The sequence below is a fragment of the Corallococcus sp. AB011P genome, assembly GCF_003611605.1.
GTDB lineage: Bacteria > Myxococcota > Myxococcia > Myxococcales > Myxococcaceae > Corallococcus > Corallococcus coralloides.
Genome location: NZ_RAVX01000015.1, coordinates 144,870 through 161,516, shown reverse-complemented (window position 1 = coordinate 161,516; position 16,647 = coordinate 144,870). Strand labels below are relative to the sequence as shown.

Genomic DNA, 16,647 nt, shown 5'->3' with positions numbered 1-16,647 from the left:
CCTGCCATGAGCCTGCCCGCATCCCTGCTGTTGATGCTGCTGCGCATGTCGGCGCCCTGCGACGCGAACACGCGCGTGGTGCTGATGCCCTTCGAAAGGCTGGCCCTGCCGTCCACGGACGCGCGCGAGCTGGAGGACGCCACGCGGCGCGCGGTGGCCGCGTTGCCGGACGCGTGCCTGGAGTCGCGCGAGGACACGGTGGCGCGGCTGCGCGGCTCGGGCGCGGCGCTGACGGCGTGTGGCGACGCGGAGTGCCGGAGCGCGCAGGCCACGGCGCTGGGCGTGCGCAGGCTGGTGCGGGGCGTGGCGCTGGGCGTGGGAGGCAAGCGCAGCGTGGCGCTCACGGTGACGGACGCGCGGGGCCCGGAGACGCGAGCGCAGTTCGAGGCCCCGGCCACGACGCCGGGTGAGGCGGACGCGCGCGCGAGGCAGGCGCTCCAGCAGGTGTGGTCGCCCCTGGTGACGACGCAGGCGACGCGGGAGCCCCAGGGCTCGCGCGTGCTGCCCAAGGTGTTGTGGGGCGTGGGCGGCGCGGCGCTCATCGCGGGCGTGGGCTTCGGGCTGGCGGCGCGGAGCACGGAGTCGAAGCTGTCGAAGAACAGCGGTGATTGCGCCACGGCCGGCGAGGCGTTCGCGGAATGCATCGCGTCGCGGCTCGACGCGGGCCGCCGTCAGGCGCGGACGTCCAACGTGCTGCTGGGCGCGGGCGCGCTGCTCGGCGTCGGGGGCACGGTGTCCTTCATCTGGGAGATTCCATGAGTAGACAGATGGGGACACCTGATGGCTCCCACGGGTCGCGCATCCACTTGTCGCGGGACCCGCACCCGCGCTACGCCCTGCGGGGTGCGACGCCCGTGACGGAGGCCCTGCCATGAGGAAGCTGCTTGCCGCGTTGATGAGCGCCACCCTCCTCGCGGCGGGGGCATGCACGTTCGCGCCGGACCTCTCGCGCTTCGCCGCATGCGATGTGCCGGGGGGCTGCCCCTCCGGCACGTCATGCCTCGCCTCGGAGAATCGCTGCCTGCCGACCTGCGGCGAGGGCGGGCGCTGTGACGGGCTCGACGAGGATCCGGACACGAACGCGGAGACGGACGGCGGCGGCGCGGAGGTGGATGCGGGCACTGGGCCCGTCGGTGAGACGGACGCGGGCGAAGCCGACGCGGGCCAGGTGGACGCGGGCAGCGAAGACGCAGGTCCCACGGCCCCGCTCGCGCTGGAATCCAACGTCCTGATGGAGGGCACCGAGAACGTCAGCTACTCGGCGCAGCTCCAGGCCAACGGCGGGACCCCGCCGTACACGTTCACCGCCACCGCCCAGCTCCCCACGGGCCTCGCGCTCGACACCGCGGGTCGCATCACCGGGACGCCCACGCGCTCGGGGGAGCTGGTCCTCCCGGTGGAGGTGTCCGACCAGAGCGTCCCGACGAAGCGCGCCAGCGGCAGCCTGCGACTGCCCGTCCGTCCGCTGCTGCGGGTCGCGGGCCCGGAGCCGCTCGCGGACGCCATCAACAGTCGCTCCTATACCGAGCGCATCTCCGCGACGGGAGGCAAGGCGCCGTACAGCTTCGCCCTCGCGCCGCAGCAGTCGCTGCCCGCGGGCCTGGTGCTCGCTTCCAACGGCAACATCACGGGCACCACCACCCAGGCGGGGAGGAAGGAGTTCACGGTGGTCGTGACGGACAGCGACACGTCGCCCCAGTCCACGACCGGCACGCTCTCCATCACCCTCACGGAGGCCGGGCTCGGCCTCAAGCTGGTGTCTCGTGCGGTGCCTGCCGGCCGCGCGGGCTCCGACTACAGCTACACCGTGCGCGCCAGCGGCACGGGCACCTGGAGCCTGAAGGACGGAGCGCTGCCCCCGGGCATCCTCCTGGACACGAAGGACGGCACGCTCTCCGGCAAGCCCATGACCCAGGGCGACTTCACCTTCCGGCTCGGCGTCGCGGACCTGCTCTTCTCCGACGAGCGCGCCTACACCCTGCACGTCGACTGAGGCGCGGGCCTCACGGGTAGCGGTCCACCACCTGGATGACGCCCGTGTTGTCCTGCACCACGGAGAAGCCCTTCATCGGGCTGGGATACGCGATGAGCCCTTCGCCGTCCCGGTCCCAGCGCGTGTCCAGCAGCACGCCGCAGAAGGGCACGGACGTGGCGCCGCTCTCCGGGGTGAAGATGCGATCATACCGGCCGAACACGCGGTGCTTCGTCACGTAGAGCCGCCCACCGATGCGCGCCCCCGGCAGCTTCGCCTCCCCTTCCGCCTGCGGCAGCGCGATCACGAAGCTGTAGTTGTACCGGGCCGGACCCGGGTGGTCCTGGATGCTGTCCACGATGACGGGGATGCGGTCCCCCACCTTCAGCCCCAGCCGCTCCATCTGGAGCTGCGCGCCGCGAGGACAGGTGCCCTCCGGCGGCATCCACGCGGGGCGCGGCGCCTTTTCCGCCGCGTCCGGTCCGTGCTGACACGCGAGCGCGAACAACCCCAGCAGGCCCAGGCCCCAAACCACTCCACGGCGCGCAAGGTGGGTTCGCATGGGCGAAGGCCTCCGGTCAGAACGTCCCGATGCTGAAGTGGAACTGCGTGGGCGCTTCGTTGAGCGCTTCGTCGCGGTCCAGGTTGAAGCCCACGTCGAAGGCCAGCGGGCCCACGGGCGTCACGTAGCGCAGGCCCACGCCCGCCGCGTAGCGCAGCACGCCCGGGTCGAACAGCGTGCGGTCCTGCCACAGGTTGCCCGCCTCGAAGAAGAGCCCCAGGTCCACCGAGGCGATGGCCGGCACACGCAGCTCCGCCTTGGCCAGGGTGAAGAGCTCGCCGCCCTGGCTCGCGGGCACCTGTCCGGCGAGCACCGCCTTCAGGTCATCCGGACAGCCCGCGGGGGAAATCACGGCGCGGCACGCGGCCAGCCGCTGGTGCAGCACCTCGCGCACGTCCTGCGGCAGCACGCCGTCCTCGCGGAAGCCCCGGAGGCTGGAGGAGCCGCCCAGGTAGAACAGCTTGGACCCGATGTTCTGCGCCCCCTGCGTCAGCGGCACGATGGTGCCCGCGCGCGCGCTCACCGCCACGCTCGCGCGGCGGCCCAGCGGCGCGTACGCGCTCACGCTGCCGGACAGCTTCACGCCGTCGATGGGGAACTCCGGCACGCGGTTGCCCGCGACGTCCGTGGGGTGGACGCTGATGCCGCGCATGAACTCCACGCTGCTGCTGAGCACCATGCCGCGCCGGGGGTTCGCCGGGTCGTCGCGGAAGTCCAACGTCATGGACGGGCGCAGCGAGTGCAACGCGAAGTCACCGTACGGGTAGCGCAGGCGCTCCTGGTCCGCGCGGTTGATGAGCTCCAACACGCCTCCGCGCGAGCGCAGCCGGTTGTTCTCCAGTTCGTACTGGAGCGACACGTTCACCCACGACGCCAGCGCCCAGTCCGCGCCCAGCACCGCCGCGAACCGCGTGGACAGGTACGACGGCCGGTGCACGCGCTCGCCAATCAGGTCCAGCCGCGCGCCAATCTCCTGCGGCGCCAGGAACGACAGCCGGGGCTGGGACAGCGCCAGGTTGCCGCGTCCGCCCAGGCCGCTGAAGCCATCCAGGTCGGACTCACACGCCTCGCCGGACAGCTCTCCCGTGGAGCACCCGGCCGGAAGCCGCGAGGACGACAGCGCCTCCGCGCTCGCGCCCGCGTAGTTCACCTTGCCGCGCGCCAGCAGGTTCAGCCCCCGGCCGTCCAGGTTGCGCCACGCCGTGTCCAGCGTGATGCGCGGACCGTCCACCAGGAAGTAGCCGCCGGACACCTCGCCGTCGATGCGCGGGCGCTCCTGCACCGTCACCAGCACGTCCTTGGAGGCTTCACGGCGGTTGGGGTCCGCCAGCGACACCTCCGCCTGGCGGAACAGCCCCAGCCGCGACAGCCGGCGCTGCGCCTCCGCCAGCGCCTCCACCGACAGCGGCTGTCCGGGCTTCAAGTCCAGCTGCGCCAGCACCACGTCCGGATCCGAGCGCGTCAGCCCCTGGAGCAGCACCTGCCCCACGCGCACGCGAGGCCCCAGGTCCGTGCGGTAGGTCACCTGCGCGGAGGTGCCGTCCTCCTCCACCGACACCGAGTTGCTCACGTGCGCGAAGAGGTAGCCCTCGCGGCCCAGTCCCCGCTCCAGCGCGGCCTGCGCCTGGTCCACCTTCTCGAAGCTCAGCGGCGTCCCCACGGGCAGGAGCAGGTTCACCCAGACGGGATCCACCTCCAGCGGGATGCCCAGGAAGATGGGCGCGCGGATCAACGCCCGGGGCCCCTCCTCCACGTCGAAGTCCGCCTCCGCCGTGTGATGGACCCGGTCCAGCGTGAGGCCCCGGAAGGTCACCTGCGCGGACGCGAAGCCCTGCTCGCGGTAGGCCATCGTCATCGCGTCCGCGGCCTCCAGCCACGTGTCCTCCACGTAGACCGTGGACGGGTCGGGCGGGGACATCACGCTCGTGTCGTTGCGCCGATCGCGGCCCTCCGTCTCCAGCGGATCCTCGCGCATGGGCAGGTCCAGCTCCGGCCACGTCTCCAGCGCCGCCACCTGGTTGGTGAGCATGGAGCGCAGCACGACGGAGGACAGCGCCGCGTTGCCGTGGAAGCGCACGTCCGTCACGCGCAGCGGGGCGCCCTCGTCCACCTGGAAGCCCAGCACCGCCGCGTCCCCATCCGGCCGGAGGACCTCCATCGCCCGCACGCGCGCGTCGTGGAAGCCGCGCCGCCGGTAGAACGCCTCCAGCCGCCGCGCGAGCCGCGCCGCCACGGTCTCGTCCATCGCCTCCTCGCCGTCGTAGGCCACCACGCGCGCCAGCAGCGAGTCCGGGAAGCGGCGGTTGCCCGCGAAGCGCAGGTGGAACGCGGGCCCCGCCGACACCGGCACCGCCACGGACGCCTCGCTGTCCTCCACGACGACGTTGGGCGTGCCCACCCAGGCCCGCCAGTGCTGGCCCTCGCGCAAGAGCACACGCAGCCGCTCCAGGCCGCCGTCCAGCTTCGCCCGGTCGAAGACCTCCCCCGGCTTCATCCCCAGCGCCTCCACCAGGCGCGGCAGCGGCAGCGCGGGACTGCCGGAGAAGGTCACCTGCCGCACGCGGGTGGGCTTGCCCTCCGCCACCACCAGCGTCACCGCCACGCCACCCGCGGGCACCGGCCGCTCCTCCACCTGGATGTCGACGGCGTCGTAGCCCTTGCGCTGGTAGGCCTCGCGCACGGCGTCCGCCGCGGTGTCCAGCTCCTCCGGATCCAACGGCCCGCCCTGGAGCAGCCCGCTCGCCTCCAACAGCTCCCCGGACGTGAGGACCTGGTTGCCCCGCACCGCCACGTGCGACAGCAGCGGCAGCGGCAGGAGCTGGAACACCAGCCGCACGCCCCCCGGCACCTCCTGCGTGAGCGCCACCACGTCCGCGAAGCGACCCGTGGCGAACAGCTGCTCCACCGACTTGCGCACCGCGCCCGGAGTCAGCGCCTGTCCCTTGCGCAGCGTGACGAGCCCCGACAGCCCGTCCGGGGCCATGCCCTCCGGCAGGTGCAGCTCCACGGCCACCACTTCCGGCGCGTCATCGTCGTCGCCCACGGGCGCGGCGAAGGCGGGCAGCGCGCACACGAGGAGCAGCACCGCGGCCAGCGCGGCTACTCGACCTCCCAGCCCAGCTTCAGCTCGAGCCCGAGGTTTCCGAACGACGCCTGGCTGTTCTCGTTGTCCCACTGGGCCTGTGCGGAAAGACGGTCGTCGAAGCGGTACTCAGCGCGTGCCCGGGTGCCTCGCCCACTCACTGGCTGGGTCATCCCGATTTTAAGCTGCTCGGAAAGGAACTTCGACTCCAGTTGTGCGGTCGGCTCCGCCTGCCGGGTGGCGTCGTTGTAGGTGGTGGAGATCTGCAGGGACAAGTCCCTGAGAACGGGGTTGCTGGGCAGGAACCGGCGCACCTGCCGGTCCAGTCCTGACACGTTGAAGAGGGCCTCCGCCGCCAGACCGTAGCTCGCCGACGCGGCCGTGTCCTTGTCCGCGCTCGTCACCCCCAGTGTCAGCAGCGACAGGATGTCACCCTCCGTGAGCACCGGCTCCGAGGACAGCACGACCAGCGGGTTGGCCGGCCGGCCGAACGCGTGCAACTTCACCACGAACTCGCGCACCGACGTCTGCGCCTGCACCTCGAACACCGGGTCGATGCCGGACGCGTCGCGGAACTCCAGCTGCCCCTGGTCGATGGTGAAGAGGTTGTTGCGGAAGAACGCCTGGCTGCCCTCGGCCGCCTCCACGCGGCCCAGGAGCCCCGGCTTCACGTCCGTGCCAGTCAACCGCACGTCGCCCAGCAGCCGCGCCTTCGCCAGGTTGTTGTCCACGCGCACGTCACCGAAGTGCACGTTGACGTCCCAGGTGAAGAAGGGGTCCCTCGCGCGCTCGCCCCCTCCGCCCATGGCGAGGTTCGGCTTCTTCTGCATCGTCTTGAGCAGCGCTTCGATGTCCAACGGCTTCTGGTAGCGCAGCTTGATGATGTCCAGCCCACCCGTGACGGTGGGCCCCGTGGGCGGTCCCACCACCTGAAGCAGGCCGGACACGGTGAGCGGCAGGTCCTCCGTCATCCGGTACGGCACGGCATCCAGTTGCAGCGTCAGCGCCAGCCGCTTGGGCACGAAGCGCTCCAGCCGGATGTCGCCGCGCGCGGACACCTGGCCCTCGTTGACCTGGGCCTGCAGGTGCTCCAGCAGCACGCGCTGCCCCGTCATCTCCAGGCGGCCGGACATGCCGCGCACGGTGAGCGGCATGTCGCGCATGGACAGCCGCACGTCGGACAGCTCCGCGGTGCCCACCACCGACGGCGCGTCCAGCGAACCGGTGGCCTCCGCGTCCACGCGCAGCTGGCCGCCCACGCGCTCCATGCCGGGCAACAGCGGCTCCAGCAGCCGCACGTCCATGCGCCCCTCGCGCAGGCCCATGTTCATGGCGCGCCGGCTCACCCAGCCGCCCAACGAGAAGTCCACCGAAGCGCCGCTGAAGCGGAAGGGCTGCACGTCCAGCCGGCCGTTGAGGTACGTCAGCACGATGGGCCCCTGGTTGCGGCCGCGCAGGTCGCCCCGCGCGAGCGACAGCTCCCGCACCGTCGCCCCCACCGAGTAGCCCTCCGGTTGCAGCAGCGGGCCCTGCAGCGTCACGCGCCCCGCGAGCATGCCGGTGACACCCGCCAGCGCCGGCGTCTGCGGCAGCAGCGGCTTGATTTCAGGCAGCAGCAGGTCGACGGTGGAGTCGAAGAGGTAGGGCTCCTTCACCGTCATGTTCAGGTAGCCCTGCGCGTCGCGGAAGGGGCGCCCGGTGATGCGCAGCTGCTTGCCCTCCTGGCGCAGCGCGAGGTCCATGGCTCCCAGGTCGCGCGACGCGAAGGTGATGCGCGGGCCCTTCAGCGTGGCCTGGATGTCGGGCTTGTCCGCCGAGCCCGCCACGGTGCCCGCGAGCGCGAGCGCGCCCTGGATGCCCATCTCTTCCGCGGTCTCCTGCCCCACGGCCTCCGCGAGCGACAGGTTCTCTCCGCCGAAGCGGTAGTCCAGCGCGCCCGCGCTGAAGCCGAAGGAGCCCTCCACCCAGGTGCGCCCCATCCGGCCGTCCAGCACGGTGCGCTCCAGCACCATCTCCTTGCCGTCCACGAAGCGCAGCCGCGCGGAGCCCGCGCCCAGCCTGCGGCCCAGGTACGTGGTGTCGCGCAGGTCGAAGGCCACCAGCCCCTCCAGCTTCTCCAGGGGGCTGTCGATTTCGACGCGGCCCGAAGCCGCGCCGGCGAACTGGCCTTGAATCACCGCGATGGACGGGCTCAGGCCCGCCACCAGGTCCACCAGGTCCTCGGTGCGGCCCTGCGGCACGGTCACGTCCAGGCGCAGGTGCAGGAGGCGCGCGAAGGCGAGCTTCGCGTTGCCGAAGTACTGCGTGCGCCCCTTCTGGCCGGTGAGCGACGGGAAGGACAGCAGGCCATTCGAATACGACAGCTTCGCCTGTGTCACGCCCAGGCCGAAGCCCCAGAAGGTGAAGTCGCGCAGGGACAGGCTCGCGTCCACCTTCACGTCCGAATACGGCCCCACGATGGAGTAGTTCGCGGAGCCCTTCCCGGACCACGGCAGCTCCGCGATGTGGCCGAAGTCCGACAGCTCCAGCTCGCCGTTGCCCTGGATGTCCAGGCCGCGCGCGGTGTCGAAGTAGAGCGTCACGTCGCCGTGCACGCGCGAGCGGCCGGACTCCACCGTGAGGCGGCTGAAGGACACGCGGTCCCCGGAAAGCTTCACGGCCGTCTGCGCGCGGCCCCGCTCGAAGGTGAGCAGCGTCTTGCCGGCGCTGACCGGCGCGTCGAACGCGCGCGTGGCCAGCACGAAGCGGCCGCTGCGCAAATCCAGCGGCCCGGACAGCGACGGCCGGGGCAGCAGCGTCCCGGTGAGGTGCGCGTTCGCCGTCGCGGGGAAGTCCACCCAGGAGCCCGCCACGCCCGCGCGCTCCAGGATGCGCCCGAAGGACGCGTCCTCCGTCTGGAGCGTCACGTCCACGGGCAGCTCCGGCGTGAGCTTCAGCGCGCCCGACAGCTTCACCTTGCCGGAGCCCAGCGGGGCCTCCAGCGACTCCACGCGCACGCGGTCCCCCGCGTACGACAGGCGCGCGTTGAGGCTCACCGGGCCGTACTGCTCATAGGCCAGGTTGCTCGCGGACAGGTCCGCGCCCACCGCGAGCGCGGACGGCTTCCCGGTGATGGACAGGCGCGTCCACAGGTGCCCGGTGGCCGGACGCGGCAGGAGCTTCGCCTGCGACAGCGTGCGCAGCGGCAGGAACACCTGCGCGTCCAGCGCGAGCACCGGATGACACAGCGTCTCCACCCGGCCGGACACCGTGGCGGTGATGTCGTCGAGCGTCACCTCCGCGCGCTCCACGTCCAACAGGCCTTCATCGGGGTCCAGCGCGCCGGTGAAGCCCAGCTGCCCCAGCGTCAGCTCGCCGCCGCCCGCGCCCAGGCGCACCACGCCCCGCCGCGCGCCCACCTCCAGCTCCATCACGCCCCAGTGCTCCACCCACCCCACGTCCAGGTTCTCCACCTCCACGCCCCGCCCGTCCGGCAGCGCGAGGCGCACCTCCGCGCCGGTGATGTCCACGCGCCCCACGCCCACGCGGGTCAGCGGCGTGAGCGGGCACGTGCCGTCGGAGGAAGGCGGGGCCGCGGAGGGCCGGGACAAATCCAGCGCCACGCGCGGATGGCGCACGCGCACGTGGCCCAGCATGAAGCGGCGGGACAGGGGCGACAGGAAGCCCAGCCCCACCTCCGCCTCGTCCGCGGCGAACAGCGGCGTGTCCCTGCCCGGCGAGAACACCGACACGCCGTGCAGCACCACGCGCGAGCCCAGCGGATCCAACTCGCACCGGCCGATGCCCACGTCCACGCCCAGCAGGTCCGGCAGGTTCCTGCGCGCCAGGGTGCAGGCGGCGTCCCAGGTGAACGGCTGACGCAACAGCAGGATGCTCCCCGACACCACGAGGAGCACCAACAAGAGCGCCTTGCGCGCTGCACTGTTGCGGCTGGGGAGGGACAAGCCGCTAGAGCTTACCGAGTCCCTCGAGGTAGCGGTCGATCTCCGCCAGGTCGATTTTGGTGTTCGCCGTCCGGGGCAGCGAGGTGGCGGGCGCGCTCGCCCGCTCGCTTGCCTGGGAGGCAGCCGAGCCACCCTGGAGCCCCAGGTTGTTGCCGATGCGGTGCACCAGCTCCGCGCTGATGGTCTCCGAGCGCACCAGGAACGCCTCGAAGAGGGCGTTGTCGCACAGGGTGTTGATGACGCGCGGGGTGCCGCCGGAGTGCTCGTGCACGGCGAGCAGCGCCTCCGGCGTGAAGGGCATGCGCGGGCAGCCGGCGAGCCGCAGCCGGTGCTTCACGTACGCCTCCGTGGACTCCGCCGTGAAGGGCTCCAGCTTGTAGCGGAGCGCCACGCGCTGGGCGAGCGGCGGATCCAGCTTCAGGTTCTTCTCGATCTCCGGCAGGCCGAAGAAGACGAAGGAGATGAGCTTGCGCTCCGGCACTTCCAGGTTGAGCAGCCCCCGGAACTCCTCCATGAGCTCGCGCGTCTCCAGCATCTGCGCCTCGTCGATGAGGACGACGGCCTTCTTGCCGGACTCATAGATTTGCAGCAGGCGCTGGTAGAGCTGCGACAGGAGCGCCAGCTTCTCCTGCGCGGGGTTCTCCACGCCCAGCTGGAGCGCGATGCGGCGCAGGAGCCACTGGGCGGTGATGCCCGAGTGGATGATGACGAGCAGCGCGGCCTCGTACTCGGACTCCGGAAGCGAGTCGAGCATGCGCCGGGCGAGCGTCGTCTTGCCCGCGCCAATGTCGCCAATGAGGATGGACAGGCCCTTCATGTAGCCCACGGCGTGCATCAGCCGCGTGAGGGCCTGCGAGTGCTGCGCGGAGTTGTAATAGAAGCGGCTCACCGGAGCGTTGGAGAACGGCTCCTGGGTGAGTTCGAAGAAATCGAGGTAGGTCGTCATCGCTCGCCGGGCCTCGTGGGGGGACGCGCTACACGTACCCTACTTTACGAGCCTTCGGCACGCCCGCGGCGGGAACCGGCGTCGCGGGGCCCTTTCCGGCGCGAGGCAGCGGGTCCTCCTCCGGTGCGGTCACCGCCGACAGCCGCGTCACCTGAGACCCCACGTCGCGGTATTTCGCGTCCATGGCGGCCACCCGCTGGAAGTGGAAGAGCGCCTTGCCCTGCTCGTTGAGCGCGTCGTAGGCGCTCGCCAGCTCGAAGCCCAGCGCCTTGGCCACCTCGCCCGTCGCGAGCACGTTGGAAAGGCCTTCCTTGAACACCGCCACGGACTCGTCCGGCTTGCCGCGCAGCGTGTGCAGCATGCCAATCATCGTCAGGCAGTCCAGCTCGCGCGGGGTGCCCACGCAGCCCTGGCGGGCCACTTCGAACTCGTGGACGGCGTCGTCCAGCAGCCCCATTTCCTTGTAGGCGATGCCCAGGTCGTAGTGCGTGTCCACGTCCTCGGGCTTCACCACCTTGGCCAGGCCCTTCTTGAACTCGGCGAAGACCTCGTCCACCGAGTACTGGAAGTCCTCTTCCGCCGGGGGCACCGCCGCCAGCGACTCACCGCCCAGGTCGTCCAGCTCACCGGCCAGCTGCGCCGCCAGGTCGAACGCGTCGCCGCCACCGGCGCCGTCGTCGAGCGACGCCTCCGTCACCGGCTGCACGGAGGGCACGTGCAGAGGCTCCGAAGGAGCGTCGTCCTCGGGGGCCGCGCCACCGCCGGCCTCCATCTCCTCCAGCCGCGCCATCAGCTCGCCGGCGCGCACGTGGCCGGGGAACGCGATGGCCACCGTCTCCAGGATTTCGCGCGCCTCTTCCAGCAGCCCCTGGTCGAGGAAGAACGACGCCTCGTCGCACTCCTCGGAGGCAGGCTCCTCCTCGGGCTCCGCTTCCGGCTCGGGCTCCGGCGCATCCGCCAGGGCCTCGGGCTCCGGCTCCGGCTCGTCCGCGAACGCCTCGGTCTGGGGCTCGTCGTAGGACAGCCCCTCCACCGACGGCAGCACCATGTGCGCGGCGGTGGGCTCGTCTTCTTCCTCGTCGCCCAGCGACATGCCACCCGCGTACGCGGGCTCTTCCACCGGCGCGGAGAAGCTTTCGTCCAGGCCCGCGTCGTCCAGCGCGGACGCATCCAGGGGCGCGAGCCCCACGCGCGTGGGCGCGTCGTCGTCCTCGCCCAGCGACATGCCGGGTTCGATCAGGGCCTCGTCGTCGCCGCTGTCGCCCAGCGTCGGCAGTTGGAGCGTGTCCGGCGCGGCCTCTTCCAGCAGCGCGCGCGACGGGGACAGGATGCGCGTGGGCGGCGCCTCTTCTTCGTCGCCCAGCGACATGCCGCCCGCGTCGTCCGCGAGCACCATGGGCTCGTCGCCGTCCGCGTCCGCCGCGTACGCCAGCGTGTCGTCCTGGGCGAGCAGCGGCTCGTCGTCCAAGCCTCCGGAGTCATCCGAGCCGACCAGGCCCGGCTCATCCGCGAGCACCAGCGAGTCCTCGTCGGACCCCATCACCAGGTCGTCCTGCGGCGGCAGGTCGTAGACGGTGTTCTCGGCGGAGCTGATGGGCTCGCCCATCACCGCTTCCTCGCCGCTCAACGTGGTCTCCGCGACCTCGTCGTCGACGATTTCGTCCGAGTCCGACCCGTGGCTCAGCGCCGCGAGCGCGAGTTCGTCACCCCCGGGCTGCGCGAGCGCGTCCTCCGGCGGATCCGCGACGAGGATCTCGTCCTCGTTGGAGTCCACCAGGATGGCGTCCTCCTCCAGCGACTCCACGCCCGGCGTCGCCGCAGGAGCCACGAAGCCCCCTTCCGCGCGGAGCACGGACAGGAAGGCGGGCACCTCGGGATGCGCCGGATTCTCCTGGAGGATGGTCGCCAGGTACGGCTGCGCGCGCTGCACGTCCGCGCGGCGCGTGCACAGGCGCAGCACGTTGAGCAGCTGCTCGGACGCCTGCGCGCCGTTATTGGCCGCCACGTAGATGTGGTACGCCTTTTCGTGCGCGTCCAGGTTCTCCGGATCCACGGAGAACACCTTGCGCAGGTGCTCCAACGCTTTGTCGTGGAGCCCGTACTTCACGTAGACGTCCGTCTCCGTCAGCAGCTTGGCCAGCTGCTCGCGGCTCATCCCCGCGGGCGGAGGCGGTGCCACGGCCGCGGGCGGCGCGGCGGGCGCGGGACGGGACGGGGGCGCCGAGGGGGCCGGCGCGCTCCACGCGGGCGCGGCCTCCTCCACGGGGTGATGCACGGCGGCGGGCGCGGGCTCCGGCTCCGGCTCAGCGACGGGGCCCCGGCGCGCGAGCAGATCCGGATCCTGCGGATCCAGCAGCTCAATCTGCGTCCACACGCCGTCGGACTCAGCGGTGCGACCGCGCTCCTGGTGGATCTTCGCGAGTTCCTTGTAGACGGACACCGTCTTGGAGACCTGGCCCAGCCCCTGGAACGCCTGGGCCAGCAGCGTCAGCGTCTCCACGTCGCGGCCATCCGCCTTGAAGCACACCTGGAGCTTGGCGAGCGCGCGCTTCTGGTCGCCGCGCTGCAGGTACGACGCAGCCAGCTCCTTCGCGAGCGGGAGGTTGTCCGGCTCCAGCGCGGAGAGGCGCTCCGCGACGCGAAGCCAGTCATCCGCCCGGGCGTTGCGCTTGAGGTACTCCGCGGCGCGCTTGAACTCCTGCGCCGCTTCCTTCGTCATGTTCTCGCGCGCGTACAGCTCCGCGAGCTTGATCTTCGACGCCACGTTCTCGGGGTCGAGATCCACCATCTTCTTCAGCGTGTCGAGGCTCGACTTGGTGTCGCCCGCCTTGTCGTAGTGGTTGGCGACGATCTGGAAGTACGCCATCGCCTCCGACATCAAGCCCAGCTGCTGGTGCAGCTCCGCCAGCTTGAGGTTCACCTCCAGCAGGTTCGGGTTGAGCTTGAGGACCTGCTTGTAGAGGGCGACGGCCTTGAGGAAGAAGCCGTCCGAGGAGTAGCTCTCCGCGACCTTGGTGAAGAAGTGCGCCGCCTGCGCGTTGTCGTTCTTCTTCTGGTACAGCTCCCCCATCTTCTGGAGGACCCGGATGTCCTTCGGGTCGACCTCCAGGACCTTCTGATACTCCTTGATGGCTTTGTCGTACGCGCCCTTCGCGACCAGCTTCGCGGCGGCTTCGATGATCTTGTTCTTGTCCATCGAGCGTGCGCTTCCGACAGGCAGAAACCCCGAGGAACTTCGCGGGTTTCAGTCCTTCTCTGGGGGGGAGCATCGGAGGCTAACGGAATCCTCCGATGCGGGTCAAGAAACAGCCTGCCCTCCCCCAGGGCTGGATCACCCGCCTGGACGCTCGCACGCCCGGCGGGTTTTCCACGCCTTCACGGCAAAGCGCTACGGCGTCTCTTCCACGGCCTTCTTGAGCCGGCGCGAACCCGTCTCGCTCGCCAGCAGGCGCTCCACGAAGCGGGTGTCGTAGTTGCCCTCCTGGAAGGACTCCTCCGCCAGTGCGGCCCGGTGGAACGGGATGTTGGTGCGGATGCCCTCCACGACGTACTCGGAGAGCGCGCGCTGCATGCGGCGGATGGCCGTCTCGCGGTCCTCCGCGTGCACGATGAGCTTGGACAGCAGGCTGTCGTAGTGCGGCAGCACCGTGTAGTTCTCGTACGCGGCGGAGTCCACGCGCACGCCGTAGCCGCCCGGCACGCTGTAGCCCGTGATCTTGCCCGGCCACGGCGCGAAGGTGACGGGGTCCTCCGCGTTCACGCGGCATTCAATGGCGTGCCCGCGTATCTGCACGTCCTCCTGCTTGAAGCGCAGGGGGTGCCCGTAGGCCATGCGGATCTGCTCACGGACCAGGTCCACGCCCATGACCAGCTCCGTCACGGGGTGCTCCACCTGGATGCGCGTGTTCATCTCCATGAAGTAGAACTCGCCGCGCTCGTCGAGCAGGTACTCGATGGTGCCCACGTTGTTGTAGCGGATCTTCCGCATCGCGGCGACGGACACCTCGCCCATGCGCTGGCGCAGCTCCGGCGTGAGCGCGGGGGATGGACTCTCCTCGATGAGCTTCTGGTGCCGCCGCTGCACGGAGCACTCACGCTCGTTGAGGTGGATGACGTTCCCGTGCTCGTCCGCGACGATTTGAATCTCGATGTGGCGCGGCTTCTCCACGTACCGCTCGATGTAGAGGTCGCCGTTGTTGAAGCTGGCCAGGGCCTCCGCCTGCGCGGTGGAGAACGCCTGCGCGAGCACACCCGGCTCGCGGACGATCTTCATGCCCTTGCCGCCACCGCCCGCCGCCGCCTTCAGGATGACCGGGAAGCCAATCTCCTTCGCGAAGGCCTCCGCCTCACGCGGATCCTTCACCACGCCGGGGCTGCCCGGGAGCAACGGCAGGCCGGCCTCGCGGGCCGCGGCGCGCGCGCGCACCTTGTTGCCCATCAGCCGCAGCATCTCCGGGCGCGGGCCAATGAAGCGGATCTTGCAGTTCTCGCAGACCTCCGCGAACTCGGCGTTCTCCGACAGGAAGCCGTAGCCCGGGTGGATGGCGTCCGCGCGGGTAATCTCCGCCGCGGAGAGCAGCTGCGGCACGTTGAGGTAGCTCTCCTTGGACGGAGGCGGCCCGATGCAGACGGCCTCGTCCGCGAAGCGCACGTGCAGCGCGTTGGCGTCAGCGGTGGAGTGCACCGCCACGGTGGCGATGCCCAGCTCACGGCATGCGCGGATGATCCGCAGGGCAATCTCCCCGCGGTTGGCGACCAGTACCTTCTTGAACACGGCCGTGCTCCTTCGCGAGGGCCTGGGGCGCGTCCCGCCCGGATGGGGCCGGACGCGCCTGACGGGTCAGCAGACTCAGGCCGGCTCGATGCGGAACAGCGCCTGGCCGAACTCCACCGGGCGACCGTTCTCCACGAGGACCTCGGCGATGCGGCCGGAGACCTCGGACTCGATTTCGTTCATCAACTTCATCGCTTCCACGATGCAGAGCACCTGGCCCTTGCGCACCACCGTGCCCACGTCCACGAACGGGGGCTGATCCGGCGCGGGGGTCCGGTAGAACGTCCCCACGAAGGGGCTGGTCACCTGGTGGCCCGGCTTCTCCGCGGGCTTCTCCGGGGCCGCGGCGGTGGGGGCCGCGAGCGCGGCGGCGGGCGCCACACGGGGCGCGGCCGGAGCGGCGTACTCCACCGGCGGCGACACCGTCACCCCGGGGCCCGACGGCGCCGTGTGGTGGACGATGGTCGTCTCCGGCGCGTGACCGCGGCGGATGTAGAGCTTCTCCGGGCCCTTCGTCCACACCAACCGGGTGACGTCGGAGGCCTCCAGGATTTCGACGATCTGCCGGAGGGCATCCACGTCCAGCGACGTGCTGCCCGCATCCCGCCCGGAGGCCGCGCCCGAGGACTCGGCCGGCCGGGTTGCCTTGCGCTTCGTTGCCATTCGGACCCCTCCCGGGTCGCCAGGTGAAGGGAAGTTGCCCTTAGCCCGCGGTGGCCACGCGGGTGAGGTACTTGCCACCTTCACGCGTGTCGATCTTCAGCACGTCGCCCTCGTTGATGAACAGGGGCACGTTGACGGTGTAGCCGGTCTCCAGCGTGGCGGGCTTCATGGCGCCGGACACGGTGTCGCCGCGCACGCCCGGGTCGCACTTGGTGACCTTGAGGTCCACGGAGTTCGGCAGGCCCACGTTGATGGCCTTGCCGTTCCAGAAGAGGATCTCGACGTCCAGGTTCTCCTTCAGGAAGTTGATCGACTCCCCGAGGCCTTCCTTGGTCAGGAAGGTCTGCTCGAAGGTCTTCTTCTCCATGAAGTGGTACTCGTCGCCCTGGACATACAGGAACTGCATGTCCTTGGACTCGATGTCCGGGGTGCCCACCTTGTCGCCGGACTTCAGCGTGGGCTCCAGGACACGGCCGTCCAGCAGGCTGCGGATCTTCGTACGCGTGAAGGAGGAGCCCTTCCCAGGCTTGACGTGCTGGAAGTACTCGATGACGTACGGCTTGTCCTCCCACAAGATCTTCAAACCATTGCGGAATTCAGACGTATCGACAAACCCGGCCATGGGACCGACTCCTGGGACGAACGTAAAGGCGAAAGTCCGGGGTGTCTAGCCCATGCCCTGGTTCCTGCAAAGAGGAAAGCGG

The 16,647-nt window shown here is 70.7% G+C and carries 10 protein-coding genes; 2 read left to right on the top strand and 8 right to left on the bottom strand.

Annotated elements, in window-relative coordinates; translation table 11 throughout:
- The first annotated feature begins 6 nt into the window (after positions 1 to 6).
- On the top strand, positions 7 to 759 hold the full coding sequence (locus tag D7X30_RS29670; protein WP_120566341.1) for a hypothetical protein: 753 nt from the start codon (positions 7 to 9) through the stop codon (positions 757 to 759).
- Positions 760 to 871: 112 nt separating this feature from the next.
- Positions 872 to 1,993 carry an Ig domain-containing protein gene (locus D7X30_RS29665; RefSeq protein WP_120566340.1) on the top strand — a complete coding sequence of 374 codons (1,122 nt, stop codon included), beginning with the start codon at positions 872 to 874 and terminating at the stop codon, positions 1,991 to 1,993.
- A 10-nt stretch (positions 1,994 to 2,003) separates the two neighbouring features.
- Here the strand turns inward: D7X30_RS29665 and D7X30_RS29660 are convergent, their stop codons facing one another.
- From D7X30_RS29660 to efp, 8 genes are all read right to left on the bottom strand, one after another.
- Positions 2,004 to 2,534 (bottom strand): hypothetical protein, encoded by a 531-nt coding sequence (locus D7X30_RS29660; RefSeq protein ID WP_120566339.1) that lies wholly within the window; start codon positions 2,532 to 2,534, stop codon positions 2,004 to 2,006.
- Positions 2,535 to 2,550: 16 nt separating this feature from the next.
- Positions 2,551 to 5,619 (bottom strand): outer membrane protein assembly factor, encoded by a 3,069-nt coding sequence (locus tag D7X30_RS29655; RefSeq protein ID WP_120566338.1) that lies wholly within the window; start codon positions 5,617 to 5,619, stop codon positions 2,551 to 2,553.
- A 14-nt stretch (positions 5,620 to 5,633) separates the two neighbouring features.
- Entirely contained in the window at positions 5,634 to 9,560 is a 3,927-nt protein-coding gene (locus D7X30_RS29650) for a translocation/assembly module TamB domain-containing protein (RefSeq protein ID WP_120566337.1), read from the bottom strand.
- A 4-nt stretch (positions 9,561 to 9,564) separates the two neighbouring features.
- A complete protein-coding gene (locus D7X30_RS29645) occupies positions 9,565 to 10,506 on the bottom strand; it encodes an ExeA family protein (protein WP_120566336.1) in 942 nt (313 codons plus the stop codon).
- Between the two features lie 28 nt (positions 10,507 to 10,534).
- Positions 10,535 to 13,702: a tetratricopeptide repeat protein gene (locus D7X30_RS29640; RefSeq protein WP_120566335.1), complete on the bottom strand. Its 3,168-nt coding sequence runs from the start codon at positions 13,700 to 13,702 to the stop codon at positions 10,535 to 10,537.
- 192 nt (positions 13,703 to 13,894) lie between these two features.
- Positions 13,895 to 15,280, bottom strand: a complete 1,386-nt coding sequence (gene accC / locus D7X30_RS29635; protein ID WP_120566334.1) for an acetyl-CoA carboxylase biotin carboxylase subunit — start codon at positions 15,278 to 15,280, stop codon at positions 13,895 to 13,897.
- A gap of 75 nt (positions 15,281 to 15,355) precedes the next feature.
- Positions 15,356 to 15,943: an acetyl-CoA carboxylase biotin carboxyl carrier protein gene (gene accB, locus D7X30_RS29630; protein WP_120566333.1), complete on the bottom strand. Its 588-nt coding sequence runs from the start codon at positions 15,941 to 15,943 to the stop codon at positions 15,356 to 15,358.
- A 40-nt stretch (positions 15,944 to 15,983) separates the two neighbouring features.
- Positions 15,984 to 16,565 carry an elongation factor P gene (gene efp, locus D7X30_RS29625; RefSeq protein WP_120566332.1) on the bottom strand — a complete coding sequence of 194 codons (582 nt, stop codon included), beginning with the start codon at positions 16,563 to 16,565 and terminating at the stop codon, positions 15,984 to 15,986.
- Positions 16,566 to 16,647: the final 82 nt, after the last annotated feature.